This window comes from Burkholderia sp. WTPI3, from assembly GCF_021483755.1.
Taxonomy (GTDB): Bacteria; Pseudomonadota; Gammaproteobacteria; order Burkholderiales; family Burkholderiaceae; genus Burkholderia.
Map to the genome: position 1 here is coordinate 52,241 of NZ_JAGIXF010000004.1, position 25,054 is coordinate 77,294.

The following is a 25,054-nucleotide window of genomic DNA, read 5'->3' on the forward strand; positions in this document are numbered from 1 at the left end:
CATGAACGCGCTGCAGCTCGCCCGCTTCCTGCACGGAATGACCGCGCGCGAAACCGGCGTGCAGCTCGACGATGCCGCGCCGCGCGCGACGCTCGGCCAGGCGACGCTGCGCGTGCCGCGCGCGTTGCCGCCCGATGCGCGGATTGCCGCCGCGGCACACGCCCTTGCGCACTGGCGGCACTCGCCGTCCGGCGAACCGGTCGGCACGCTCACGCCGATCGGCATCGCGATCGCCGGCCTGATCGAGGATGCACGCGTCGAAACGCTGCTCGCCCGCGAATGGCCGGGGCTCGCGACCTTCTGGGCGCCGGCGTTCGCGCCGATCGACCGCGAAGGGCTCACGTTCAGCCGCCTGTGCGCGCGACTCGCGAAGGCGCTGTACGATCGTTCGTATCGCGACGGCAATCCGTGGGTCGACACCGGCGTGCAACTGTTCGACGCGCTGCGAGACCGGCTCGACGACTACCGCGCATGTCGCACGATCGCGTCGCGGCTCGCGAACGATCTCGGTCAGATGCGCGTGCGCTTCGAACCGGACGACGGCACATGGCTGCGCTATCGCGACGACAACGCGTGGCTGTGGACGCAGCCGGCCGCCGCATCCGAGCGTGCGGGCAGCGAAGGCGTCGACACGTCGGCCGCCACCGGCGGCCGCGACGACGCGCCGGACGACACACCGGCGCCGCACGCCGGTGCACCGCGCTATCCCGAGTGGAATTGCCACGCACGGCGCGAACGGCGCGACTGGGTAACGATCGTCGAACGCGCGCCGCCCACGTCCGCGCCATCGCCGTCGCTCGCCGCGCGGGTGGACGCGGACCGGCGCGCCGTCCGGCACATGCACCCGGCACGCGCGACGGAATTGCTGCGACGCGTCGGTCGCCAACTCGACGGCGACGCGCTCGACGTCGATGCGGCGATCGCCGCACGCATCGCACGACACGCCGGCCACGCGCCGGATCCGCGCGTATTCCGTCGCCGCGTCCCGCACGACGCGTGCGGGCCCGTCCTGATCCTGCTCGACCTGTCCGCGTCGACGGCCGCGCACGTAGCCGCGCTCGAGAAGCGCGCGGCGTTCGTGCTCGGCGACCTGTTCGATCGGCAGCGGCGGCGCTGGGCCGTGCACGGCTACACGTCGGACGGCCGGCACCGCGTGTACTACGCGCGCTTCAAGGATTTCGACGACGCGTTCGACGCATCGCGCCGCACGGCGCTGCTCGCGGCCGACGCCGGAATGAGCACGCGCACCGGCGCCGCGCTGCGCCACGCGCTTGCGCTGCTGCGTCGCGAGACCGGGTCCGCGCGCGCTGCCGTGCTGATGATCGGCGACGGCGAAGCGGCCGACATCGACGTGTTCGACCCGCGCTATCTCGTCGAGGATGCACGCCATGCCGCGCGCCACGGGCGGCAGCATGGCGTCGCGATCGCGGGTTTGTCGTTCGGCGCGCCGCCCGGCTTGTCTACAATACTTGGCGTCGGCCCGAACTGCGTTCACGCGGCGAACGGCGACGCCCTGCCCGCCGTCGTCGCACGGGCGGCCGGGCAGCTGACCGCCTGACGGCCCCACCCGGAAGAGACAGGAAAGACCGAATGAACAGTGTGAAGGTTGGCGTTTTGTTCTCGCAGAGCGGATGCACGTCGCACCTCGGCCAGAGCCAGTTGCGCGGCACGCTGCAGGCGATCGCCGAGATCAACGAAGCCGGCGGCGCGAACGGCTGCGAGATCGTGCCGATCGTGCGCGACGCGTGCTCGGATCCGGCCGTCTACGCGCGTCTTGCCGAAGACCTGATCGCCACCGAGCGTGTGAACGTGCTGTTCGGCGCATACATGTCGAGCAGCCGCAAGGCGCTGATTCCGATTGTCGAGAAGTGGGACAAGCTGCTGTTCTATCCAACGCTGTACGAAGGCTTCGAATTCTCGCCGAACGTGATCTACACGGGCGCCGCGCCGAATCAGAACAGCGTGCAGCTCGCCGCGTTCATGACCGCGCAGTTCGGCGCGCGCGTGTACCTCGTCGGGTCCGACTACATCTACCCGTACGAGTCGAACCGCATCATGATCGACCTCGTCACGCAGCATCCGGATGGCCAGATCCTCGGCGAGGTCTACATGCCGCTCGTCGCGTCCGAGCAGGATTTCGCGGCGGTGGTCGCGGACATCCGCGCGAAGGCGCCCGACTTCGTGTTCAGCACGCTGGTTGGCGACAGCACGGCCGCGTTCTACCGCGCGTATGCGCAAGCCGGGCTCGACGCGCGCAAGATGCCGATCGCGAGCCTGACGACGTCCGAGATAGAACTCGGCCAGATGGGCGCGGCCGCGGCCGGCCACTACACGTCGTCGCCCTATTTCCAGACCATCGACTCGGACGTAAACCGGCGCTGCATCGCGCAATTGAAGGCGCGCTTCGGCGACGACGCCAACGCGTCCGCCCCATGGGAAGCCGCGTATTTCCAGGTGCACCTGTTCGCGAACGCGCTCGCTCGCGCCGGCACCGACCAGCGCGAGCGGCTCGTCGAGCATCTCGCCGAATCGGAATTCGACGCGCCGCAGGGCCGCGTGAAGATCGACCGGCTCACGCAGCACACGTGCCTGTATCCGCGCATCGGCTGCGCGACGGCGGACGGCAATTTCACGATCGTGCGCGAAGCGACGCGGCGCGTGCATCCCGATCCGTATCTCGTCACGCATTCGCTCGGCGACCGCGTGCACACGCCCGACGAACTGAAGGCATAGCCGACGATGCGCGCCCGCACCCCGATCCGCTCGACGCCGCGCCTGCTCGCCGAACTCCGTTCGCTTCGCGTGATGGTGTACTACCCGGACGACGACAACGGCCTGCTGATCGTCGAGCAGTTGTCGCGTATCGGCTGCCCGAGCGAGCAGCGCTGGCCGCCGCCCGCCGAGTTGCCGGAGAGCGTCGATCTCGTGATTCTCGCGGTGCGGCCCGATCTGCTGCACCTTTCGATCCCGTGGCTCGAGGACGATGCTCGGCCGCCGCTGATCGCCGTCACGACCTATGAAAGCCCGACCATCCTCGAACTGATGCTGCGCATCGACGCGCAAAGCGCGGTGACGACGCCCGTGCGCTCGTTCGGGCTGTTGAGCGCGATGGCGCTCGCGTGTCACCAGAGCCGCCGGCACGACGAATACCGGCGCCGCATCGCGCAGCTCGAACAGCGCGTGATATCCGCGCGCACGCTGCAGGAAGCGAAGACGCTGCTCATGCAGCACAACGGCATCGGCGAGGAAGAGGCGTATCAGCAGATCCGCTCGCAGGCGATGGAGCGGCGCATCTCGATCAACCAGATCGCCGAACAGATCGTGCATGCGCATGCGCTGCTGAAGCGGTAATGCATGCGCGCGCGCCGTGCGTCAGTCGGGCGGCGGCAGCACGACCGTATCCTCGGGGCCGAGCACGCGGCCGTCCTGCGCGCGCAGCTCCAGTTTCCTGACGGGCAAGCCGGTCTTGCGGTCGACGAGCAGCACGTGCGCTTCGTCGGGTTCGAAAAAGAAGTCCTCGCCCCACTGCCGCAGCGCGACGAGCAGCGGAAACAGGCCTCGCCCCTTTTCGGTCAGGACGTACTCGTGATGCGCACCGCCGTCCGCGGCCGGCACCATGTCCATGATTCCGTGCGCGACAAGGTTGCGCAAACGCGCGGCGAGGATGTTCTTCGCAAGGCCGAGATTTTTCTGGAACTCGCCGAAACGGCGCAGCCCGTCGAATGCGTCGCGCACGATCAGCAGCGACCACCAGTCGCCAATCGCGTCCAGCGGGCGCGCAACGCCGCAGAGGGAATCTTCGTGGGTGGTTCGTCGCGTCATCGATGAAAGCCGGCGGCGGCTGGCTCATTGCCATGGAAGGTTTCAATATAAAACCAACAACACCGGAAATCAATCGTCGAGGCGCTACTGTTCGCAAAGCACGAACGAAGCGGGATTCCCCGCCGGGATTGGAGTGCTGCCGATTGGCTGCCAATCCATTTTCGCTCTCGAAAGCGAGACTTTCCTCTCTTCATTGCCTGCCAGGCAGCACACGGCGGGGATATTCGGTCATCCACTTTCGATCCGCTCGGTTGCAAATTGGAACTTCCCGACCTACGCTCCTTATGGTTTCAATTTGAAACCATAATCCCCCATCTCCATGAAGGAGCGCCCGATGATGCCGCCCGATGCCACGTTCGACGGTACCTTTCCATTTGCCCCGCACTTCGACGACACATCCGGGTTCCGGATGCACTACGTGGATGAAGGGCCACGCGACGGCGAGACCGTCCTGTGCCTGCACGGCGAACCCACGTGGGGTTATCTGTTTCGTCATCTGATCGGCGCATTGCGCCCGGCCCATCGCGTCGTCGTGCCCGATCACATGGGATTCGGCAAAAGCGCAACACCGCAGGAACGCAACTACTGGTTGCAGGACCATATCGACAACCTCGAGCGTTTCGTCGTCGCGCTCGACCTCGATCGCGTGACGCTCGTGATGCACGACTTCGGCGGCCCGGTCGGCATGGGGCTCGCCGCACGTCATCCGGACCGTATCCGGCGTATCGTGTCGGCGAACGGACCTACGCCGTTCGGCCAGCCCGATCTCGTCGAGCGCCTGGGCGCGAATGGTCGCGATGCGCCGTGGTTCCAGTGGATCGTGCGCGCGGCGGCGGACGGCTCGCTGGAGACGGTGCTCGGGCAGCTCGGCTTCAACATCCTGAGCACGCTGAAGCTGAACGGTTTCGAGAATCACGCGATCGTCACCGATGCGTGGCTCGCCGCATACGGCGCGCCGTTCGCACGACCGGCCGATTGCCTGGGCGCGATCGGCTGGGCGCGGGGATTTGCTGCCGGCGCACACCGGTTCGAGGAACCCGATGCGGCGGCGCAACGCGCGATCCGCGCAAAACCCGCGCTCGCGATCTGGGGAGACGCCGATCGAACGCTCGGCGCCGAACATTTCCTGCCGCTGTTCACCGCGCTGTTTCCGTCGGCGCCCGTGGAGCGGCTGGCGGGTGTCGGGCACTACTGCTTCGAGGATGCACCCGATGCGGTTGCGGAACGAATCGCCCGCTTCATCCAGGCGACCGCCTGAACGCATCGCATCGGCTCGGGCAAACGACACGGTGCATTGCACGGCCGGGCGAACAACCGGCCGCGAACCGCATGCGCGGCCGCTTTCGCGAACGCGCATGCTTCACGCCGACGTCAGTGAATGATCCGCGTGACGCCACGCCCGCGCGGATCGGCCACCGCTTCAGGCGTCTTGCCGTCGATCTTGATCACCTGGATGTCGCCGCTGAAGTCCTGCCCCTTCAGCGTGTAGCCGCGCGCTTCGAGCTGCTTCGCGAGCTCACCCTCGATCGGGTGGTACGGCTCCCAGAAGATCGTGTTCGGCGGCAACAGCTGATGGTGGAAACGCATCGCGCCGACGGCCTCCTTCAACGGCATCTTGAAGTCGTAGATGTTGTTGATCACCTGGAAGATCGACGTGAAGATCCGCGAGCCGCCCGGCGTGCCGATCACGAGCGACACCTTGCCGTTCTTCGTCATGATCGTCGGCGACATCGACGACAGCGGCCGCTTCTTCGGTTCGATCGCGTTCGCATCGCTGCCGACCACGCCGAACATGTTCGCGACGCCCGGCTTCGCGGAGAAGTCGTCCATCTCGTCGTTCAGCACGATGCCCGTGCCGTCGGCGATCACGCCCGAGCCGAAATAGCCGTTGATCGTGTACGTGTTCGACACCGCGTTGCCCCACTTGTCGACGACCGAGAAGTGCGTCGTTTCGGCCTTCTCCGGCATCGTCGTGCCGAGGCCCGGCTGCACGCTCTTGGTGTCTGACGGCTCCTTCGGGTTGACCTCGGCCGCGCGCTTCGCGATGTACGCATCGTCGGTCAGCTGCGCGATCGGCACCTTGTAGAAGTCGGGGTCGCCCAGGTATTGCGCACGGTCGGCGAACACGCGCTTCTCGATTTCGGCGACCAGGTGGATGTATTGCGGCGAGTTGAGCGGCACGCCCTCGAAGTCCTTCTTCAGGTCGGCCTTCATCTTCAGCAACTGCACGAGGCCGATGCCGCCGGAGCTCGGAGGCGGCGCGGTGATCACGTCGTAGCCGTTCCATTTCGCCTGCACCGGCTCACGCCACACCGCGCGATACTGCGCGAGATCCTCGGTCGTGATCAGCCCGTTGCCGTCGCCCGTCTTCATCGACGCGGCGATCAGCTCGGCCGTCTTGCCCTTGTAGAAACCTTCGGCACCGTCGTTGGAGATCCGCGTGAGCACGTCGGCGAGATCGGGCTGCTTGAAGTTCACGCCGGCCTTCAGGCCGGAAAAATACTTGTCGAAATTGGTCTTGCCGCCGAACTCCTTCGACGCGTCGACGCCGCGCTGCGCCAGTTGCTCGTCGACGACGAAGCCGTCGCGCGCATAGTGGATCGCCGGCGCGAGCACCTGCTTCCACTTCAGCTTGCCGAAGCGCTTCTGCGCTTCCCACATGCCCGCGACCGTGCCGGGCACGCCGACCGCGCGCGGACCGTACAGGCTCATGCCCTTGATGACGTTGCCGTCCTTGTCGAGGTACATGTCCTTCGTCGCGGCGAGCGGTGCGCGTTCGCGGTAGTCGACGAAGTACGGCTTGCCGTCCTTGTAGATCGTCATGAAGCCGCCGCCGCCGATGTTGCCGGCTTCCGGATACGTGACGGCGAGCGTGAACGCGATTGCGACGGCCGCGTCGATCGCGTTGCCGCCTTCCTTGAAGATCCGCTCCGCGGCATCCGCGCTGTACTTGTCGGCCACCGCGACCGCCGAGCTCGTCAGGACCGCAGGCTGCGGGCCCTTCGCATAGACGGGCGCGTTCGGCAGGAAGCCGACGCCGGCCACCGTCGCGAGCACGACGGCGGATGTTTTGAAGCGATTCAGCGTAGTCATTGCATGTCCCCCATATGGATCTCCTTCAGGCAGGAAAGGCACCTGATCCGCTTATGGCCGCTGGCGCGCCGACGGCCACGTGCGGTTTCGTAGTATAGGGGGACAAAAAGGGTCGAACACGCGGTGCGCGACGAAAGCCCGCAAATTGTGTGCGGCCCCACATGCCGACGGTAAAAACCGCCACACGCATCGGTCGAAATTTCATGCGTCAGGCGCGGTCGCGCAATGCACAAAAAACCGAAAGTTGCGTCGTGCACGCCGGGCGCGAACCGCACGTAAAAAAACCTGCGATCTCGCACCCGCGGCACACGCGTATCTGAGAAGATAGCGCCCCGATTTCGCGCCGCATCATTTGTTGCGTTCACGCGCCGCTTCACGTTTTCTCGTCTCGCTTCGTATGGCCTCACACAATGCACATCATGCGACCGGCATCGCAGCCGGCGTCGCCGCCGCCGTCCTCGTCGCACAAACGGGCGCAACGGGCCTCTGGCACACCGGCATGCTCGCCGCATTCGCGGCAGGCGTCGCGGGCGGCACCGCGCCCGACTGGCTCGAACTCGCATGGTGGTCGCGCAAGCGACGCTTGTGGATCACGCACCGCACCGCCACGCACTGGGGCATCGGCTGGATCGCGCTGCTCGCGCTCGGATGGCACGGGCTCACCCATCATCCGTATCCGCTGTGGGCCGCACCGCTGTTCGGCTTCGCATGCGGCGGCGTGATGCACCTGCTCGCCGACTGGCCGAATCCGCTCGGCGTACCGTGGATCTGGCGGCGTCATTCGCTCAACCTGTGGAACAGCGGCCATTGCGACCTGATCGTGGTGGCTGCCGCATGGGGCGGTACCCTGTGGCTCGCGCAATCGCTGTGCAAGCGCGCACCGCTGCTCGAATCCTGGCTCGGCTGGCTTCATCGCGTGTAGTCGTGCGGCGTCGCACAGCGAACCGCTCGCTCCGCGATGCGCGTCGCCGGCGCTGCATCCTCCCCCTCCGTCTGAACCGGCCACCCGCGATTCGCGGGCGCCGCGCCTGCGTACACCTGTTGAAACGCGGGCGCCGCGCCTCATCTTCCTCCGTGTCGACGACGCGCGCGCTCACGCCGCTCGCGAGGCCCGGCACGCACACGCGTCGTCTGGCACACTGACGATTCACGCGCGGCCGCCCGCGCGCTCGCACCCCCATTTCAACGCTCCGATGGACGTCACCGCCACCCGCCCCGCCGCCAGTGCGCTCGACGTGTTCCACCCGGCCGTCGCCGCGTGGTTCCGCCGCACGTTCGCCGCACCGACCGGTGCGCAGGCGCTCGCGTGGCCACACATCAAGGCCGGCCGCTCGACGCTCGTCGCCGCGCCGACCGGCTCCGGCAAGACGCTCACCGCCTTCCTGTGCGCGATCGACGATCTCGTGCGCGATGCGCTCGCGCACGACGGCGCGCTGCCCGACGCGACGCTCGTCGTGTACGTGTCGCCGCTGAAGGCGCTGTCGAACGACATCCACGTGAACCTCGACGCGCCGCTTGCCGGCATCGCCGAATCGCTCGCGCAACTCGGCCTGCCGGTGCCGGCGATCCGCACCGCCGTGCGCACCGGCGACACCACTCAAGCCGAACGTGCGGCGCTGCGCAAGCGCGCGCCGCACATTCTCGTGACGACGCCCGAGTCGCTGTACGTGCTGCTGTCGTCGACGTCGGGGCGGCAAATGCTGTCCGGCGTGCGCTCGGTCATCGTCGACGAAATCCACGCACTCGCATCGTCCAAGCGCGGCAGCCATCTCGCGCTGTCGCTCGAACGCCTCGACGCGCTCACGGGCAGCACGGTGCCACGCATCGGGCTGTCGGCAACGCAAAAACCGATCGACGCGGTCGCGCGCTTCCTCGTCGGCGGCCCGGTCGACTCGCCGCGCGACTGTACGATCGTCGACACCGGTCACACGCGCGAACGCGACCTCGCGCTCGAACTGCCGAACGTGCCGCTCGAACCGGTGATGGCAACCGACGTGTGGGAACAGGTGTACGACCGGATCGCCTCGCTTGCGGCCGCGCATCGCACGACGCTCGTGTTCGTGAACACGCGGCGCACGGCGGAGCGCATGGCACGTCATCTGGCCGACCGCCTCGGCAAGGACGCAATCGCCGCGCACCACGGCAGTCTCGCGAAAGAACACCGCTTCGAAGCGGAACAGCGGTTGAAGCGCGGCGAGCTGAAGCTGCTCGTCGCGACCGCGTCGCTCGAACTCGGCATCGACATCGGCGACGTCGATCTCGTCTGCCAGGTCGGTTCGCCGCGCGGCATCGCGCCGTTCCTGCAGCGCGTCGGCCGCTCCGGCCACCACGTCGGCGGCGTGCCGAAGGGGCGCCTGTTCCCGCTGTCGCGCGACGAGCTCGTCGAATGCGCGGCCCTGCTCGACTGCGTGCAACGGGGCGAACTCGATGCGTTGCGGATTCCCGAGGCGCCGCTCGACGTGCTCGCGCAGCAGATCGTCGCCGAAGTCGCGTGCGCGCAATGGCAGGAAGACGCGCTGTACGCGAGCTTCACGCGCGCGGCGCCGTACGCGCATCTGCCGCGCGAACGCTTCGACGACGTGATGAAGATGCTCGCCGAAGGCTTCACGAGCCGCCGCGGCGTGCGCGGCGCGTATCTGCATCGCGACGTGGTCGGCGGCACGGTGCGCGGGCGCCGCAACGCGATGATGACCGCGACGACGTCCGGCGGCACGATCCCCGACATGGCCGACTACGCGGTGCTGCTCGAACCGCAGGGCATCCAGGTTGGCACCGTCAACGAGGATTTCGCGATCGAGAGCCTGGCGGGCGACGTGTTCCAGCTCGGCAACCAGTCGTACCGGATCATTCGCGTCGAGACGGGCCGCGTGCGTGTCGAGGACGCGCAGGGCCAGTCGCCGAGCATCCCGTTCTGGCTCGGTGAGGCGCCCGGGCGCAGCGACGAGCTGTCGGCGGCCGTCGGCCGGTTACGCGCACGGCTCGACGGGCTGTTCGCCGAAGGCGACCGGCTGGCGCATGCCGATGTGCGCAAGCAAGCGGGCGGCGACGAAAATGGCAACGGCCATGCACCCGGAAAACCCGGAACCCGCCGCAACGAAAAAAAACGCGCGGATGCCGGCACGAGCACCGCCGCCTCGCAACGCGATGCCGACGTCCACGCCGCCGTAACCGGCACCGCCGAAAGCCGTCTCGCGCCGGCACTGCGCTGGCTCGCCGACGATCTGCACTTGTCGCCGGACGCGGCACGCCAGATCGCCGATTACCTGGCGCGCACGCGCGCGGCGCTCGGCGCGCTGCCGACGCAGGACACGCTCGTGATGGAGCGCTTCTTCGACGAATCGGGCGGCATGCAACTGGTGATCCATTCGCCGTTCGGCAGCCGCATCAACCGCGCGTGGGGGCTCGCGCTGCGCAAGCGCTTCTGCCGCAGTTTCAACTTCGAGCTGCAGGCGGCCGCGACCGACGACGCGATCATTCTGTCGCTGTCGCTCGCGCACAGCTTCTCGCTCGACGAAGTGTGGCGCTACCTGCGCTCGGCCAGCGCCGAGCATGTGCTGATCCAGGCGCTGCTCGACGCGCCGCTGTTCGGCGTGCGCTGGCGCTGGAACGCGACGACCGCGCTCGCGCTGCCGCGCTTCACCGGCGGCCGGCGCACCGCGCCGCAACTGCAGCGAATGAAGAGCGAGGATCTGCTCGCGACCGTGTTCCCGGATCAGGTCGCGTGCCTCGAGAACGTCGTCGGCGAGCGCGAGATACCGCACCACCCGCTCGTCGACCAGACGCTCGACGATTGCCTGCACGACGCGATGGATACCGACGGCTGGCTCGCGCTGCTGCGCCGGATCGAAAGCGGCGCGATCGAGCTGGTCGCGCGCGACCTGCCCGCGCCGTCGCCGCTCGCCGCGGAAATCCTGAACGCGAAGCCGTATGCGTTCCTCGACGACGCGCCGCTCGAAGAGCGCCGCACGCAGGCCGTGCAGTCACGCCGCTGGAGCGACCCGGAATCGGCCGACGATCTCGGCGCGCTCGACGCCGACGCGATCGACGCGGTGCGCGACGAAGCGTGGCCGCTCGTGCGCGACGCCGACGAGATGCACGACGCGCTGCTCACGCTCGCCTGCGTCGCCGATCGCGAAGCGCATGCGCACGCAGGCTGGCCCGAGCGCCTCGCGGAACTGGCCGGACGCCGCCGCGCAACGAAACTCGTCACGCCGGATGGCGCGGCGCTGTGGGTGCCGGTCGAACGGCTGGTCTGCCTGCGCGCGCTGCATCCCGACGCGCGCCCGGCGCCCGTGCTGAAAGTACCGGCCGCCTGTGCACAGCCGTGGGAAGCCGATGCCGCGCTCGTCGACGTGATCCGCGCGCGGCTGACCGGCTTCGGGCCGCTCACGCTCGATGCGATCGCGCAGCCGCTCGGCCTGCCGCCCTCCGCGATCGCAACCGCGCTCGCGGCGCTCGAACGCGAAGGCTACGTGATGCGCGGCCGCTTCACGCCGGGCGCAACAGTCGACGAATGGTGCGAACGCCACCTGCTCGCGCGCATTCATCGCTATACGGTGAAGCGGCTGCGTCGCGAGATCGAACCGGTCGAGCGCGCCGATTTCATGCGCTTCCTGTTGCACTGGCAGCATATGACGCCCGACACGCGCGGCTCGGGCCGCGACGCACTCGCCGCCGTCGTCGAACAGCTCGAAGGCTATGAAGCCGCGGCCGGCGCATGGGAAGACGCGCTGCTGCCCGCACGGCTGACCGACTACACGGCCGGCGGCCTCGACGAGCTGTGCCGCTCCGGCAAGCTCGTATGGACCCGCATCGGTGCGCCGGCCCGCGCAGCCGGCACGCCCGTGAAGACGACGCCGGTCGTGCTGCTGCCGCGCCGCCACCTCGGCGCATGGCAGGCACTGCGCGACCCCGCTGCGCAACCGGCGCTGTCCGCACGCGCGACACAGGTGCGCGATGCGCTCGCCGCGCACGGTGCGATGTTCTTCGATGCGCTGCTCGACGAGTTGCACATGCTGCCCGTCGAACTCGAACAGGCGCTCGGCGAACTCGTGTCGGCCGGCCTCGTGAACGCGGACAGCTTCGCGGGGCTGCGTGCGCTGCTGAGACCGGCCGTCAAGCGCAGCGCGACCCATGCGCCGCGCACGCGACGCGGCGGCGCACTGATCGGCGGCATGGACGACGCGGGCCGGTGGGCGCTCGTGCAACGCGTCGCGCCACCGGACGGGGCGCCCGCGCCGAAACGCGACACGGCCGCGACCGACCCCGATGCGCTCGAACACATCGTTTGGACGCTGCTGCGCCGCTATGGTGTCGTGTTCTGGCGGCTGCTCGAACGCGAAGCCGACTGGCTGCCGAGCTGGCGCGATCTCGTGCGCGTGCTGCAGCGTCTCGAAGCGCGCGGCGAGATTCGCGGCGGCCGCTTCGTTGCCGGGCTCGCGGGCGAGCAGTTCGCGCTGCCCGAAGCGATCCCGATCCTGCGCGAACTGCGCCGGCAACCAGGTGACGGCCAGTGCGTGTGCGTCACCGGCACCGATCCGCTGAACCTCGCCGGCACGCTGCTGCCCGGCGACAAGGTGCCGGCGCTCGCGGGCAATCGCGTGTTGTTCCGCGACGGCGTGCCCGTCGCATCGCTCGTGTCGGGCGCGTTCCACTACGCGCCCGACCTGACGCCCGCCGCGCGCGAGGATGCGCGCCTGCGGCTCGCGCGCCGCTACTGACAACGGCTGACAGGCGACACGTCGTGGACTACTGAACGCCGGGCTGCAGCGTCGTGCGCGTTCGGATAGCATCGAACGATTCGACGTACGGGCATCCATGCCCGACACACGCCTTCCGGAGACGTCCCTTCATGCCTTCGCATGCCGATTCGCCCGCCGCTCATCACGCGGGCTCGCTCACCATTTTCCAGGGCGCTGCGTTGTATATCGGCGCGGTGCTCGGCACCGGCGTCATTGCACTGCCCGCGCTCGCCGCCGAAGTGGCGGGCCCGGCTTCGCTGCTCGCGTGGGCCGCGCTCGTCGTGCTGTCGGGGCCGCTCGCGGCTACCTTCGCCGCACTCGGCGCGCGCTACCCCGACGCCGGCGGCGTATCGACCTATGCACGACGCGCATTCGGACCGAAGGCCGCGGCGATCGTCGGCTGGTGCTTCTATTTCGCGGTGCCGGCCGGCGCGCCGGCCGCCGCGATGTTCGGCGGCGCCTACGTCGCGGCCGTCACGGGAGGCGGCCATACGACGGTCATCGTCACGGCCGCCGCGCTGATCGCAACGGTTTCGGCCGCCAATGCGTTCGGCGTCACCGTATCGGGCCGCATGCAGCTCGTGTTGTCGGCGCTGCTCGTCACGCTGCTGCTCGCCGCCGTGCTGGCGTCCGCGCCACATGCGCGTGCGGCGAACCTGCATCCGTTCGCGCCGCACGGCTGGCTCGCGGTCGGCCAGGCCGCCGCGTTGCTCGTGTGGAGCTTCGCGGGCTGGGAAGCGATCACGCACCTCGCCGCGGAGTTTCGCCGGCCCGCGCACGACATGCCGCGCTCGGCCGGCATCGCGGTCGTGGTCGTCGGCCTGCTGTATCTGTCGGTCGCCGCCGCGAGTGTCGCGGTGCTCGGGCCATCGGCCGGCGCATCGGGTGCGCCGCTCGCGGAACTGATCGCGCGCGGCATCGGCGGTCACGCGCAGGTGCTGGCGGCCGCGGCCGCGCTGCTGCTCACGCTCGGCACGATGAATGCGTATTTCGCGGGCGCGGCCAAGCTCGGTGCGGCGCTCGGCCGCGACGGCGCGCTGCCCGGGTGGCTCGCGCAAGGCAGCCAGATCGGCGGCGTGCCGCGTCGCAGCCTCGGCGTGATCGCGCTGCTCGCGGCCGTCGCACTGGCCGCGACGACGATCTCGGACGTCGGGCCGAAACCGCTCGTGCTGGTCACGTCCGGTTGCTTCGTAATGGTGTACGGGCTCGGTGCGGCCGCCGCGCTGAAGTTGTTGCCGCGCGGCAGCATTGCATATCGCTGCGCGTGGGTTTCGCTGGTCGCCGTGGCCGGGCTGTTCCTGACGACGGGGTGGTATTTGCTGTGCCCGCTGCTGCTCGCTGGCGGTGCGCTGCTTTATCTGCGGATGGCCGGCCGGCGCAATTGACGGCGCTGGTGCACCGGTGCGCCGGCGATCGTGCGTGCGATCGCTGCGACGCGCCGCTCTAGCGCTCGCGCGTTCATCGCCCGCCGGCTGCGCAGCGGTTCGTCGTGCGCGTGACGTGCGTCACGCCGGCACCAGCTCGAAGCTGAGCCGCTTGCCGAGTGCGGTGGCCGCGCTCGCGAGCGTCGCGAGCGTCAGACTCGTATCGGTTTCGTCGAGCAGCCGGTTAAGCGCGGCGCGGCTGGTTTTCATCCGCGCGGCCATCGCCGTTTTCGTGATGTGCTGCGCCTTCATTTCCTGCGCGATCTGCCATGCGATCACGCGCTTGATCGCGGTGGCGGTGGCGGCTTCGAGATGGCCGTCCTCGTCGAGGAAGGTATCGAAATCGCTGCCGATATGCGGATTGTTCGTGGTCGTCATAAGGTACTCCAATGCATCGCGTTGCCGGCCGGCGCTGGCGACGGTACGCGCCGGCACAAGCCGTGAATTCAGATGGCGCGCGTCAGCGCTTTCAGCCGTGCGACGGTCACGTCGAGATCGTCGCATGGTGTCGCCTGCGACTGCTTGAAGAACGCGTGCAGCAGGACCATCGTGTCGCCGACGACCGTGAACAGCACGCGCGCGCTTCGTCGCGGCAACATCACGCGGATCTCACACAGATCCTTCGACATCTTCCGCACCAGCGGCATGCCGAGCGGCCAGCCCAGTTGAACGGTCTTGATCTCTTCGCCGATCAACCTTCGCTCGATGTGCCCGAGCCGCTTGAGCCATTCACGCACCGGCTCGTTGCCGCTCGCCGTGCGAAAGAAGCGCACGCCGAGCGTGACCTGAATCTGCTGTCTCGTCATCGTCTTGCCAGAAAGCGTACCAAACAAGATACGATATGCCAAGCACGACGCAGCTCGCTACTGACCGAATGGCCAGTGAAAGGCAATGAGGGGAATGCTGCAGGCCGACGCGTGGCGGGTCGGCCTAGCGCCAGGCGTCACCGCGTATCACCGCGCGCGGCGAGCCGGCTTGCGCGCACCGCGCGCCGTGTGTGGGGTGCGCGCATCGCCGAACCGCGCCTGCGCGATTTCACGCACGGCGTCGATCAGCGTCCGTGCGACCGGCGACGGCTGCGCATCGGTGCGCAGCACGAGACCGACCGGTTCGTCGGTACCCGCGGCCGGCAACGCCAGACGCGCGAGCGCACCGGCCGTCAGGTCGTATTCCGCCGCATAGAGCGGCACGAACCAGACCGCATCGTTCTCGAGCGCGAGCGCCCGTGCGACCGACACCGACAGCACCTCGATGAACGAATCCAGCGGCGGCGCGCCGCATGCGCCCAGCAGTTGTTCCGCCGACTGCCGGATCAACGTACCGAACGGCGGCAGCACGACCGGATAGCGCGCGAGTTCGGCGGCCGGCGCGGCGCTGGCCAGCAGCGGATGTCCGGCGCGCACAACCGCGACGAGCGGCTCGTTGTACAGCTGCTCGAACGCGAGCCCGATCATCCGCTCGGGTTCCGACAAACGCCCGATCGCGCATTCGAGCGCGCCCGCCTTCAGGCGCTCCAGCAACTCGGCATTCGCGGCCGTCGCGATCCGCACGACGACGCGCGGCCAGCGTGCGGTCAGCGCCTTCATCAATGCGGGCGCAAGCGACGCGGCAACCGTCGGCAGCATGCCGATTTCCAGCGTCGCCGCGGCGGCCCCGCCCTCGCGCGACAGCAACCCGACGCCCTGCCGCAGCGCCAGCACGCACGCGTTCGCATGCGGCATGAACAGTTGCGCTTCGCGGGTCGGCTGCGCGCCGTGCCGCCCGCGCTCGAACAGCTTCACGCCGAGGATCGACTCGAGTTCGGCGATCGTCTTCGACACGGCCGGCTGCGTGATCGACAGGCTCTCGGCCGCCTTCTGCACGCCGCCCAGTTGCGCGACCGCGAGAAAGCACTGCAGATGCCGGAATTTGACGCGGCCGTCGGCGATACGGTTATTCATAACGCGCGGTTATGTGGATGTCGATGAAATGCCATTTTGCATAACTTTCCGGATAGTCCCAAGCATTCGGCGATACGTCACGCAGGACGCCGCAACGCGCGGAAGCCGGTCGGCTCCCAGACCCGCTTCGCGATCAGCAAGGCCGTCCCGTGCTTTTGTCCGAGCGGCGCGGATGACGACTCCGCGTGCAGCGCCGCCGCCTTGCTGCTCAACCGCCGCAGTTCCTGCTCCAGTTCCGCGGCAGCCGCTTCGGTCAGCATCCCCTGCGAGAACGTCATCGTCTCGCCCGGGCCGTCGAAGCGGCTGCCGAGGAAATCGTCGAGCACGTGCGCATGGAAGTACCGGCGAATCGGGCCGCCCGGCAGCCAGTCGAAATCGCGCGCGACGCGCACGCGAATCCGGTCGCCCGGCAGCAGCGCGATCACATTCATCCGGTCGAGCATCAGCAGGTATTTCACGCATTCGGCCTGCGTCACGCAATAGACCGACACGATGTCCTGTACCGTCCAGTAATTGATCGCGCAGACGGCGACGAGCAGCAGCTTCTCGTCCGACACGAGCAGCGCCTCCTGCTGCTCGGTCAGCACCCGCAGCCGCGGCGCGGACGCGGACGCCTCCTGCACGAGCTCGGCGAGCGTATAGCCGAGCAGTTGCGCGATCTCCGCGACGCGCTCCAGCGTGAAGCGGCCGCTCGCGAACAACCGCTTCACGCTCGTCTCGGACACGTTCAGCGCACGCGCAACGTCGCGATAGGTCATGCCCTGCGCCTTCAACTGGCGCTTCAGCGTTTCGATGAGTTGGGCAGTTTCGGTCATATCAGTATCGAAAAATGATGCTCAAGGTTGGATATTAGGCTACTCACGTATCCATAAAAGCATTTTTCGGTACTTGTCTGCATAATCCGCTCCGTCCTGTCACTCACCGACGGAGCCGCAATGAGCACCCGAACCGAAACCGCCGACTTCGACCCGCATCACACCGCCTCGCGCGATGCCCGCGACACCGATCGCATGCTGCCGCTCGCCACGGTACGCACGCTGGCCGCCGGCGCACACGTCGGCGATCTCGTGTTCATCCGCGTGGCTGGCTCGTCCCGGGATGCGACAGGCAGCGCAGGCGCATGGGCCAACCGGTTCGGGATCGTCGTCGATACGTCGGGCGACGAGCCGCTGATCGCCGAGCCCGCGTTTGCTCGGACGAAGCTCACGCTGCTGTCGCGCTTCGTCGCCCGCGCCGACGGCGCACGCATCGCACTGGCACGCCGGATCGCGGCACCGACCGTCGAAGCACAGCGCGACGTGCACACGACGGCCGAACAGCGAATCGACGCACTGCTTCGCAACCGCTTCACCCTGCTGTCGCAACGCCGGTTCTGCGCGAACTACGTAGCCGACGTGCTCGGCGCCGAACAGGCCGCGACGCCAGCCACGCTGCTGCGCAGCGGCACGCTGGCACTCGAATTCGACGGGATCGTGTTCGACCCCGGCTGCCGGTAACGGCGCAACGCGGGCACGCTCGGGGAGACCGGATAACAACAACAACGACATATCAAAAAAACAGTGACGGGCTGGCTGGAGGGCCGTGCACGGGGTCGTCACCGACGACGCGAAGCCCGATCGCTTTTCCGCCGGACAGACTTCCTGTCCGGCGGATTTTCATTGGCGCCGCCAAACATAACGAAAGGTTATGCGATTCGCGAAAAAAGGTCATTTTGCATAACTTTCCGGATTGGCTAAAGTTCTGCCATCCACTTCGCGAAATACCTATCAGGAGACGCCCGATGGATTCCCCCACGATCCTCACCCCGCGCGACTGGCCGTCGCATCCCGCGTATGTCCACCCCGAGTACCGTTCGTCGGTGAAGCGCGGCCCGACGCGCCCGATGATCCCGCTGAAGGAAAAGCTGCGCGACCAGTACGCACCCGTCTACGGTGCGGAAGATCTCGGCGCGCTCGACCACGACCTGACGAAGAACGCCGTGAAGAACGGCGAGCCGCTCGGCGAGCGCATCGTCGTCACGGGCCGCGTGCTCGACGAAGGCGGCAAGCCGGTACGCAACACGCTCGTCGAGGTGTGGCAGGCCAACGCAGCCGGCCGCTACGTGCACAAGGTCGACCAGCACGACGCCCCGCTCGACCCGAACTTCCTCGGCGCAGGCCGCTGCCTGACCGACGACGAAGGCCGCTACCGCTTCCTGACGATCAAGCCCGGCGCGTATCCGTGGGGTAACCATCCGAACGCGTGGCGCCCGAATCACATCCACTTCTCGCTGTTCGGCGACTACTTCGGCTCGCGCCTCGTCACGCAGATGTACTTCCCCGGCGACCCGCTGCTCGCGTACGACCCGATCTTCCAGGGCACGCCCGAGGCCGCGCGCGATCGCCTGATCTCGCGCTTCTCGATGGACATCACCGAAGAAGGCTATGCGCTCGGCTACGAATTCGACATCGTGCTGCGCGGCCGTGACGCCACCCCGATGGAGCGCTGAACCATGACGACGCTGAAGCAAACCCCTTCGCAGACAGTCGGCCCGTACTTCGCATACGGCCTGTGCCCGCAGCAATACGATTACGACCTGAAGAGCCTGTTCACGCCGACGATCGCCGCATCGCACGCCGAAGGCGAGCACGTGCTGCTGATCGGCCAGGTGTTCGACGGCGACGGCAACATCGTCGGCGACGCCGTACTCGAATTCACGCAGGTGGACAGCGCGGGCCGCTACCCGGCATCGCGCGACGACATCGCGAAGTCCGGCTTCTCGGGCTTCGCGCGAGTCGGCACGGGCACCGATCCGCAGCAACGCTTCGTCGTCGAGACGGTGAAGCCGGGCCGCATCGCCGCGGACGAAGCGCCGCACATCAACGTGACCGTGATGATGCGCGGGATCCTGACGCACGCGTTCACCCGCGTGTATTTCGACGACGAAGCCGCGGCGAACGCGGCCGATCCGGTGCTGAACGAGGTGCCGGCCGAGCGCCGCGCGACGCTCGTCGCCAAGCGCGATGCGCAGCCGGGCCGCCCTGTCGTGTACCGCTTCGACATCCGCATGCAGGGCCCCGAGGAAACGGTGTTCTTCGACGTGTAACGCACGAACCGGCACAGGCCGGCGCAAGCCGGCCTTGCATCGAACCGCCGCGTGGCGCGATACCGACTGGCATCGCATCACGCGGCGGTTTTTCGTTGTACGGCACCATCATTCGATGCTGCATCGCGACACACCCGTCCGCGACCGCCGAAGCCTTTCGCCGATGCCTTCCGACCCCGATCCGGAACAGCCGATTCAAACGCATGCTGCGACAGCACATCAATTGTGCGGCGCACACAATATCGTTTGTGCGTTACGCGGCGTATGCTTGGCTATCTGCAACGTATCAATGGAATTAAATCGAAACAGGCAACAATTCCCCGAGCAATGCGCGACACGCCGGCTGGCTGATCGCGCATTTTTTCTGACCGAGTGCCTTTAAGCGCGTCTGACCGGATCCGGCAGGCGCGTTTTTTTCGTGCGCGGAAAACCCGCACCGACGCCGCCGCTCCGACTACCGGCGAATCTCCAGATACCGGCTCGGCGTATCGCCCAGGATGCGCCGAAACGCGGACGTAAACGCGCTCGCGCTCGCATAGCCGAGATCGAATGCGACGCGCGTCACCGGCTGCCCGTCGCTCAGGCGGGCAATCGCGGCGAGCATGCACACCTGTTGACGCCACGCGGCGAAACTCACGCCGGTCTGCGCACGAAACAGCCGCGTGAAGGTGCGCCGGCTTACGCCCGCATCTGCCGCCACCTTGTCGAGATCGGCCGCGATCGACGGCGACGCGAACAGATGGCGGCAGACCTTCGCGAGACGCGTGTCGGCCGGCAGCGGCGCATGCAGCGACAGGCGCGGCATCGTCGCGATTTCCGCGACCAGCAGCGCCATCAGCTTGCCGGCCCTGCCGTCGACGTCGTACATCGCCGGCAGGTCGATCGCATCGTCGATCAGTTGCCGCAGCAGCGGCGACACGCCGTACACGCCGCACTGTTCCGGCAGCCCCACCGCCTGCGCGGCATCGCCCGACACGAACGTGTTCAGCATCGTGACCGGCCCCGTCATCGTCATCTCGTGCCGCACGCCGGCCGGCACCCAGCACGCGCGCTGCGGCGGCACCAGCCAGCGGCCGTGCGGCGTCGACACGCTGATCGTGCCGCGCGACGCAAACGCGAACTGTCCGCGCACGTGCGCGTGCTCGGGAAACGTCGTGCCTGCCGCGTAGTCGTTGGCGGTCACCACCACGCTACGGGGAATATGTTCGTAGGGATCCAGCAGCGTATTTCTCAAGGCCCGAATTCCATCATGAATGACCCGATATCGAAGGCGGGTCACCTTCGATCGATCTACGATCCGCTCCACGCTTGCGCGACCGGATAGGCCGCAAGACCCGACGGCCGAATCGGCCGGATAGCGACTTCATCGGAGCGGAAATGCCCAATACGTTTCATCGCGTGGGAGACGGCCCCCACCCTGTTCTCGTGCTGCACGGCTGGTTCGGCGACGCACGCGCATTCGAGCCCCTCGAAGCGTGGCTGTCACGCGAGCACTTCACCTATGTATTCATGGACTACCGCGGCTACGGCCGCATGCGCGACGCGCACGGCAGCTACACCATCGACGAAATCGCCGCCGACACCCTCGCACTCGCGAACACGCTCGGCTGGCCCACGTTCAGCCTCGTCGGCCACTCGATGGGCGGCATGGCGATCGAGAAAGTCGCCGCCATCGCGCCCGAGCGAGTGCGCGCGCTGGTGCCGGTCGCGCCGGTGCCATGCGGCGGCCTGCCGTTCGACGCCGCGCGGCGCGCGCTATTCGAACGCGCCGCCGACCATCTCGCCGATCGCCGGAGCATCATCGACCGCAGCACCGGCGGCCGGCTGCCGGCCGCGTGGGTCGAGTGGAAAGCCGCGTATTCGGCATCGTGTTCGTCGGCACACGCGTTCGCCGCGTACTTCCGCGCATGGGCCGACACGGATTTCAGCGACGAGATCGCGGGCCGCCATCCGGTGAAGGTGCTGATCGGCGAACACGATCCGGCGTTCGACGCGGCGCTGATGGCGCGCACTTATCTACAGCGCTATCCGCTCGCCACCGTCGACGTGCTCCGCAATGCCGGCCACTATCCGATGAACGAGACGCCGCTCGCGCTGGTCGCCGCGATGGAATCGTTCCTGCTCGCCACGGCAGCGAACCCCGTCGAGACTGCGAGCCGTATGTGATGCACCGCGCACGCGCGGCATCCGGTCGGCACGCATCAGCGCAGCATGAACGACATCGCCGACAGACTGTTCAGCGTGCGCACCACATGTTCGACCGAAGGCCCGTCGAAACGCAACGTTACCGCATCGGTCCGTTCGATCGACGGCAACACGCAGAACAGATCGGCGAGCGCGGCCGTCTGCACGCGCAGCGTGCATGCGGCCGGCGCGGGCCGATGCGCGCCGGCGCGCCAGCCGGCCGACAGCGCGTGCGCGACTGTTTCGTGCGCGGCGGCCGCGATGCGCGCGCAGGACGCGGCCGGCGTGAGCGTGTCGCCGCTCGATGCGCCGCCGGCCGTCTTGACGGTCTCGAAACGCGCGTCCGGAAACAGCGGCTGCGTTTCCTCGGCGAATACGTCGTCGCCCGACGCCAGCGCGACGTGCGCGCCGTATTCGCGGGCCAGCGCGCCGTACAACCCGGCTTCGCCGAGCTCGACGCCGTTCAGCCACACCTGCGTGAACGCGAAACTGTTGATCGTATGCGCGAGCACGCCGCGCGTCTGCGATTTCGCGTGAAAGCCGATCATGAATACGAGGTCCGGCTGCTGTTCGAGGCCAGCCATCATCCCGAGCGGACGCGGCTTGCCGAGCACGACGCGCACACGGGCATCGAGCCCGTCGGGCAGCAGGTTGCGAAAGCCGCCGTGCGAGTCGTTGACCCACACGGCCTGCGCGCCGCCCGCGAACGCGCCCTCGATCGCCGCGTTCGCCTCGGCGGTCATCCAGCGGCGTGCGCGTTCGTATTCAGGATTGCCGGCACGCGTCTGCTCGGCGGCGAACACGCCGGCGACGCCTTCGATGTCGGTCGAGATCAGGATCCTCATGACTGGGTCGAACGTCCTTCGTTGCTTTCGTTGAACAGGCGGTCGAGATCGGGCACCGCGTCGCGCAGCGATTGCCGCACGTGAGCGTCGCGCCCGGCAACGGTCACGGCCTGCAGCAGCGCGTCGGCAATCGCGTGCTCGACGCTTTCGCCCGCGGCCATGAATAGCGGATCGAGCGCCGCGTCGGCCACGAGGGCGGGCAGCGCGACGGTCGATGCATCGTGTGCGACGGTGTACGCGGTCGAGAATGCGAGCGCGATGTCGCCGCTGCCGTGCCCGTAGACCGAACCGGTACGGGCCAGCCCCGCGCCCGCGCGGCGTGCGAGCCGCGACAACTGCCGCGCATCGAGCGGCGCATCGGTCGCGAGCAGCAGGATGATCGAGCCTTGCTCGGGCGGCGCCGCATGCGCGGCCGCCTCGGACCATCGTTGCGCGACGATGCGCCCGACCGGCACGCCGCCGAGCGTGAGCATCGGCAGCCGGCCGAAATTCGCGAGCACGAGCGCGCCGACCGTATACGGCCGGCCCGCCGCGACGGCCACGCGCGATGCCGAACCGATCCCGCCCTTCAGGTCGAAACACGACATCCCGCGCCCGGCGCCCACCGCGCCGCGTGCGAAGTCGCGCGCGGCCGTGCGGCACGCATCGTCGTAATGCGCGGCCGTCACCGCGAACGCCTGGATGTCGTTCAGATACCCGTCGTTGCACTCGAACACGAGCGGATTGACCGTCGACCAGTCGCGGCCGATCTGCGGATTCGCGGCGATGGCCGCGCGGATCTGTGCTTGCGCGATCGTGCCGACGCCGAACGTGTTGGTCAACGCGATCGGCGTGTCGAGCGTGCCGAGCTCGTCGACCTGCACGAGCCCGACGCTCTTGCCGAAGCCGTTGATCACGGCCGCGCCGGCCGGCACCTTGCTGCGGTACAGGTCGCCCGGATGCGGCTTCACGACGGTGACGCCTGTCTGCACGCCGCCCGCATCGAGCGTGGCATGGCCGACGGTCACGCCCGGCACGTCGGCGATCGTGCCGCGCGGCCCGGCCGGCAACGTCCGTGTCCACATCGAAACCGCCCCCATCAGCGCCGCTCCAGTTTCGGATCGAGCGCGTCGCGCAACCCGTCGCCGAGCAGGTTGAATGCGAGCACGGTCAGGAAGATTGCGAGGCTCGGGAAGATCGCGATGTGCGGCGCGGTCACCATGTCCGCGCGCGCCTCGTTGAGCATCGCGCCCCACTCCGGCATCGGCGGCTGCGCGCCGAGCCCGAGGAACGACAGGCTCGCGGCCGTGATGATCGACGTGCCGATCCGCATCGTGAAGTAGACGACGACCGACGACACCGTGCCTGGCAGGATGTGCCGCATGATGATCGTCCAGTCGGACGCGCCGATGCTGCGCGCGGCCTCTACATAGGTCATGTGCTTGAGCATCAGCGTGTTGCCGCGCACGAGCCGCGCGAACGCCGGGATGCTGAAGATCGCGACCGCGCAGATCACGTTGACCATGCCGTTGCCGAGGATCGCGACCACGCCGATCGCGAGCAGGATCCCCGGGAATGCGAACAGCACGTCGGCCACGCGCATCGTGATGCGGTCCCACCAGCCTTCGTAGTAACCGGCGAGCAGCCCGAAGAACGTGCCGATGATCGCGCCGAGCGCGACCGAAAAGAAACCGGCCGCGAGCGAGATGCGCGTGCCGGCGATGATCCGGCTGAAGATGTCGCGGCCGAGCGAGTCGACGCCGAACCAGTGCACGGCCGACGGCCCCGCGTTCAGCGCGTCGTAGTCGAAGTAGTTTTCCGGATCGAACGGCACGATGTGCGGGCCGACGAACGCCAGGACGACGAGCGCGAGCACGAAGCCGGCCGCGACCAGCGCGACGCTCTGCTTGCGGAACTTGCGCCAGAATTCGCGCCACGGCGTGCGGATCGCGGCCGATGCGGCCGGCGCCGCGGGCTGGACAGTCGCGTTCATGCGAGCCTCACTTGAACCGGATGGTCGGGTTGATGACCGCGTACAGCACGTCGACGGTCAGGTTGATCAGGATGAACTCGAGCGAGAACAGCAGCACGATCGCCTGGATCACCGGGTAGTCGCGCATCGTCACCGAGTCGACCAGCAGGCGCCCGAGTCCCGGCCAGTTGAACACGACCTCGACGACGATCGAGCCGCCGAGCAGAAAGCCGAACTGCAGCCCCATCATCGTGACGACCGGGATCATCGCGTTGCGCAGGCAGTGCTTGAGCACGACCATCGGCTCGTGCACGCCCTTCGCGCGCGCGGTGCGCACGAAGTCCTCGTTGAGCACCTCGACGAACGACGCGCGCGTGAAGCGCGCCATCACGGCCGCGACCGCCGCGCCGAGCGTCAGGGACGGCAGCACGTAGCTCTTCCACGTGCCGTCCGGCACGACCGGCAGCCAGCCGAGCTTCACCGAGAAGATTTCCATCAGCAGCATGCCGAGCGCGAACGCGGGAAACGAGATGCCCGACACCGCAATCGTCATCCCGATGCGGTCGGGCCAGCGGTTGCGCCATACCGCCGACGCGATCCCGATCGCCATCCCGAACAGCGTCGCCCACACCATGCTGACGAGCGTGAGCAGCAGCGTCGGCATGAAGCGCTCGCCGATCTCGGTCGACACCGGCCGCTTGCTGCGCGTCGACATCCCGAAATCGCCGTGCGCGATCTTCACGAAGAAGTTCGCGAACTGCGCGGGCAGCGGCCGGTCGAGCCCGAGATCGGCGCGCACGAGCGCGACCGTCGCGTCGTCGGCTTCGGGGCCGGCCGCGAGCCGCGCCGGATCGCCGGGCAGCAGGTGCACGAAAAGGAACACCAGCACCGCGACGATCGCGAGCGTGGGCAGCAGGCCGAACAGGCGTTTGACGAGAAAATTCAGCATGGAGCAGCACCGATCGAATC

The 25,054-nt window shown here is 68.0% G+C and carries 22 protein-coding genes; 11 read left to right on the forward strand and 11 right to left on the reverse strand.

The annotated features are described in order from the left end of the window. Position 1: 1 nt before the first annotated feature. Genes J7024_RS03530 through J7024_RS03540 form a run of 3 tightly spaced genes read left to right on the forward strand, consistent with a single transcriptional unit; the run spans position 2 to position 3,351 of the window. Positions 2-1,558: a nitric oxide reductase activation protein gene (locus J7024_RS03530; RefSeq protein ID WP_234744795.1), complete on the forward strand. Its 1,557-nt coding sequence runs from the start codon at positions 2-4 to the stop codon at positions 1,556-1,558. 32 nt (positions 1,559-1,590) lie between these two features. After that, a complete protein-coding gene (locus J7024_RS03535) occupies positions 1,591-2,733 on the forward strand; it encodes a transporter substrate-binding domain-containing protein (protein WP_124826164.1) in 1,143 nt (380 codons plus the stop codon). Positions 2,734-2,739: 6 nt separating this feature from the next. Then, on the forward strand, positions 2,740-3,351 hold the full coding sequence (locus tag J7024_RS03540; RefSeq protein WP_124826165.1) for an ANTAR domain-containing response regulator: 612 nt from the start codon (positions 2,740-2,742) through the stop codon (positions 3,349-3,351). Positions 3,352-3,372: 21 nt separating this feature from the next. On the opposite strand, the gene J7024_RS03545 is transcribed toward J7024_RS03540, so the two are convergent. Next, on the reverse strand, positions 3,373-3,822 hold the full coding sequence (locus J7024_RS03545) for a winged helix-turn-helix transcriptional regulator (protein ID WP_124826166.1): 450 nt from the start codon (positions 3,820-3,822) through the stop codon (positions 3,373-3,375). Between the two features lie 334 nt (positions 3,823-4,156). Between J7024_RS03545 and J7024_RS03550 the strand changes: the two genes are divergently transcribed. Then, a complete protein-coding gene (locus J7024_RS03550) occupies positions 4,157-5,080 on the forward strand; it encodes an alpha/beta fold hydrolase (protein WP_124826167.1) in 924 nt (307 codons plus the stop codon). Positions 5,081-5,193: 113 nt separating this feature from the next. On the opposite strand, the gene ggt is transcribed toward J7024_RS03550, so the two are convergent. Next, positions 5,194-6,915 carry a gamma-glutamyltransferase gene (gene ggt, locus J7024_RS03555; RefSeq protein WP_124826168.1) on the reverse strand — a complete coding sequence of 574 codons (1,722 nt, stop codon included), beginning with the start codon at positions 6,913-6,915 and terminating at the stop codon, positions 5,194-5,196. A gap of 397 nt (positions 6,916-7,312) precedes the next feature. Here ggt and J7024_RS03560 point away from each other — a divergent pair, with 397 nt between their 5' ends. From J7024_RS03560 to J7024_RS03570, 3 genes are all read left to right on the forward strand, one after another. Continuing rightward, the gene (locus J7024_RS03560) at positions 7,313-7,837 is read left to right on the forward strand and encodes a metal-dependent hydrolase (RefSeq protein ID WP_124826169.1); all 525 of its coding nucleotides are present in this window, start codon (positions 7,313-7,315) and stop codon (positions 7,835-7,837) included. A gap of 271 nt (positions 7,838-8,108) precedes the next feature. After that, positions 8,109-12,635 (forward strand): DEAD/DEAH box helicase, encoded by a 4,527-nt coding sequence (locus J7024_RS03565; RefSeq protein ID WP_124826170.1) that lies wholly within the window; start codon positions 8,109-8,111, stop codon positions 12,633-12,635. A 131-nt stretch (positions 12,636-12,766) separates the two neighbouring features. Then, a complete protein-coding gene (locus J7024_RS03570; protein WP_124826171.1) occupies positions 12,767-14,041 on the forward strand; it encodes an APC family permease in 1,275 nt (424 codons plus the stop codon). Positions 14,042-14,161: 120 nt separating this feature from the next. Here the strand turns inward: J7024_RS03570 and J7024_RS03575 are convergent, their stop codons facing one another. From J7024_RS03575 to J7024_RS03590, 4 genes are all read right to left on the reverse strand, one after another. Then, on the reverse strand, positions 14,162-14,458 hold the full coding sequence (locus J7024_RS03575; protein ID WP_124826172.1) for an XRE family transcriptional regulator: 297 nt from the start codon (positions 14,456-14,458) through the stop codon (positions 14,162-14,164). A 68-nt stretch (positions 14,459-14,526) separates the two neighbouring features. Further along, on the reverse strand, positions 14,527-14,886 hold the full coding sequence (locus J7024_RS03580; protein WP_124826173.1) for a type II toxin-antitoxin system RelE/ParE family toxin: 360 nt from the start codon (positions 14,884-14,886) through the stop codon (positions 14,527-14,529). Between the two features lie 147 nt (positions 14,887-15,033). Next, on the reverse strand, positions 15,034-16,020 hold the full coding sequence (gene pcaQ / locus J7024_RS03585; protein ID WP_124826174.1) for a pca operon transcription factor PcaQ: 987 nt from the start codon (positions 16,018-16,020) through the stop codon (positions 15,034-15,036). A 77-nt stretch (positions 16,021-16,097) separates the two neighbouring features. Next, the gene (locus tag J7024_RS03590) at positions 16,098-16,835 is read right to left on the reverse strand and encodes a helix-turn-helix domain-containing protein (RefSeq protein WP_124826175.1); all 738 of its coding nucleotides are present in this window, start codon (positions 16,833-16,835) and stop codon (positions 16,098-16,100) included. Positions 16,836-16,955: 120 nt separating this feature from the next. Here J7024_RS03590 and J7024_RS03595 point away from each other — a divergent pair, with 120 nt between their 5' ends. The 3 genes from J7024_RS03595 (at position 16,956) to pcaG (ending at position 19,105) form a co-directional block, all read left to right on the forward strand. After that, positions 16,956-17,516, forward strand: coding sequence for a YiiX/YebB-like N1pC/P60 family cysteine hydrolase (locus J7024_RS03595; RefSeq protein WP_124826176.1), 561 nt, complete (start codon positions 16,956-16,958; stop codon positions 17,514-17,516). Positions 17,517-17,800: 284 nt separating this feature from the next. Beyond that, positions 17,801-18,508 (forward strand): protocatechuate 3,4-dioxygenase subunit beta, encoded by a 708-nt coding sequence (pcaH, locus tag J7024_RS03600; protein WP_124826177.1) that lies wholly within the window; start codon positions 17,801-17,803, stop codon positions 18,506-18,508. A gap of 3 nt (positions 18,509-18,511) precedes the next feature. Continuing rightward, complete coding sequence (pcaG, locus tag J7024_RS03605; protein WP_124826178.1) at positions 18,512-19,105, forward strand: protocatechuate 3,4-dioxygenase subunit alpha; 594 nt, start codon at positions 18,512-18,514, stop codon at positions 19,103-19,105. A 454-nt stretch (positions 19,106-19,559) separates the two neighbouring features. Here the strand turns inward: pcaG and J7024_RS03610 are convergent, their stop codons facing one another. Continuing rightward, positions 19,560-20,339, reverse strand: a complete 780-nt coding sequence (locus tag J7024_RS03610) for an AraC family transcriptional regulator (RefSeq protein WP_124826179.1) — start codon at positions 20,337-20,339, stop codon at positions 19,560-19,562. 143 nt (positions 20,340-20,482) lie between these two features. Here J7024_RS03610 and J7024_RS03615 point away from each other — a divergent pair, with 143 nt between their 5' ends. Further along, on the forward strand, positions 20,483-21,271 hold the full coding sequence (locus J7024_RS03615) for an alpha/beta fold hydrolase (RefSeq protein ID WP_124826180.1): 789 nt from the start codon (positions 20,483-20,485) through the stop codon (positions 21,269-21,271). 35 nt (positions 21,272-21,306) lie between these two features. Here the strand turns inward: J7024_RS03615 and J7024_RS03620 are convergent, their stop codons facing one another. Genes J7024_RS03620 through gsiC form a run of 4 tightly spaced genes read right to left on the reverse strand, consistent with a single transcriptional unit; the run spans position 21,307 to position 25,034 of the window. Further along, a complete protein-coding gene (locus J7024_RS03620) occupies positions 21,307-22,134 on the reverse strand; it encodes a M55 family metallopeptidase (RefSeq protein WP_124826181.1) in 828 nt (275 codons plus the stop codon). Beyond that, a complete protein-coding gene (locus J7024_RS03625; RefSeq protein WP_124826182.1) occupies positions 22,131-23,213 on the reverse strand; it encodes a DmpA family aminopeptidase in 1,083 nt (360 codons plus the stop codon). Before J7024_RS03625 ends, J7024_RS03620 begins: the two co-directional genes overlap by 4 nt. Continuing rightward, positions 23,213-24,106, reverse strand: coding sequence for a glutathione ABC transporter permease GsiD (gsiD, locus tag J7024_RS03630; protein WP_124826183.1), 894 nt, complete (start codon positions 24,104-24,106; stop codon positions 23,213-23,215). Before gsiD ends, J7024_RS03625 begins: the two co-directional genes overlap by 1 nt. Before the next feature lie 7 nt (positions 24,107-24,113). After that, entirely contained in the window at positions 24,114-25,034 is a 921-nt protein-coding gene (gene gsiC, locus J7024_RS03635; protein ID WP_124826184.1) for a glutathione ABC transporter permease GsiC, read from the reverse strand. Between the last annotated feature and the right edge of the window lie 20 nt (positions 25,035-25,054).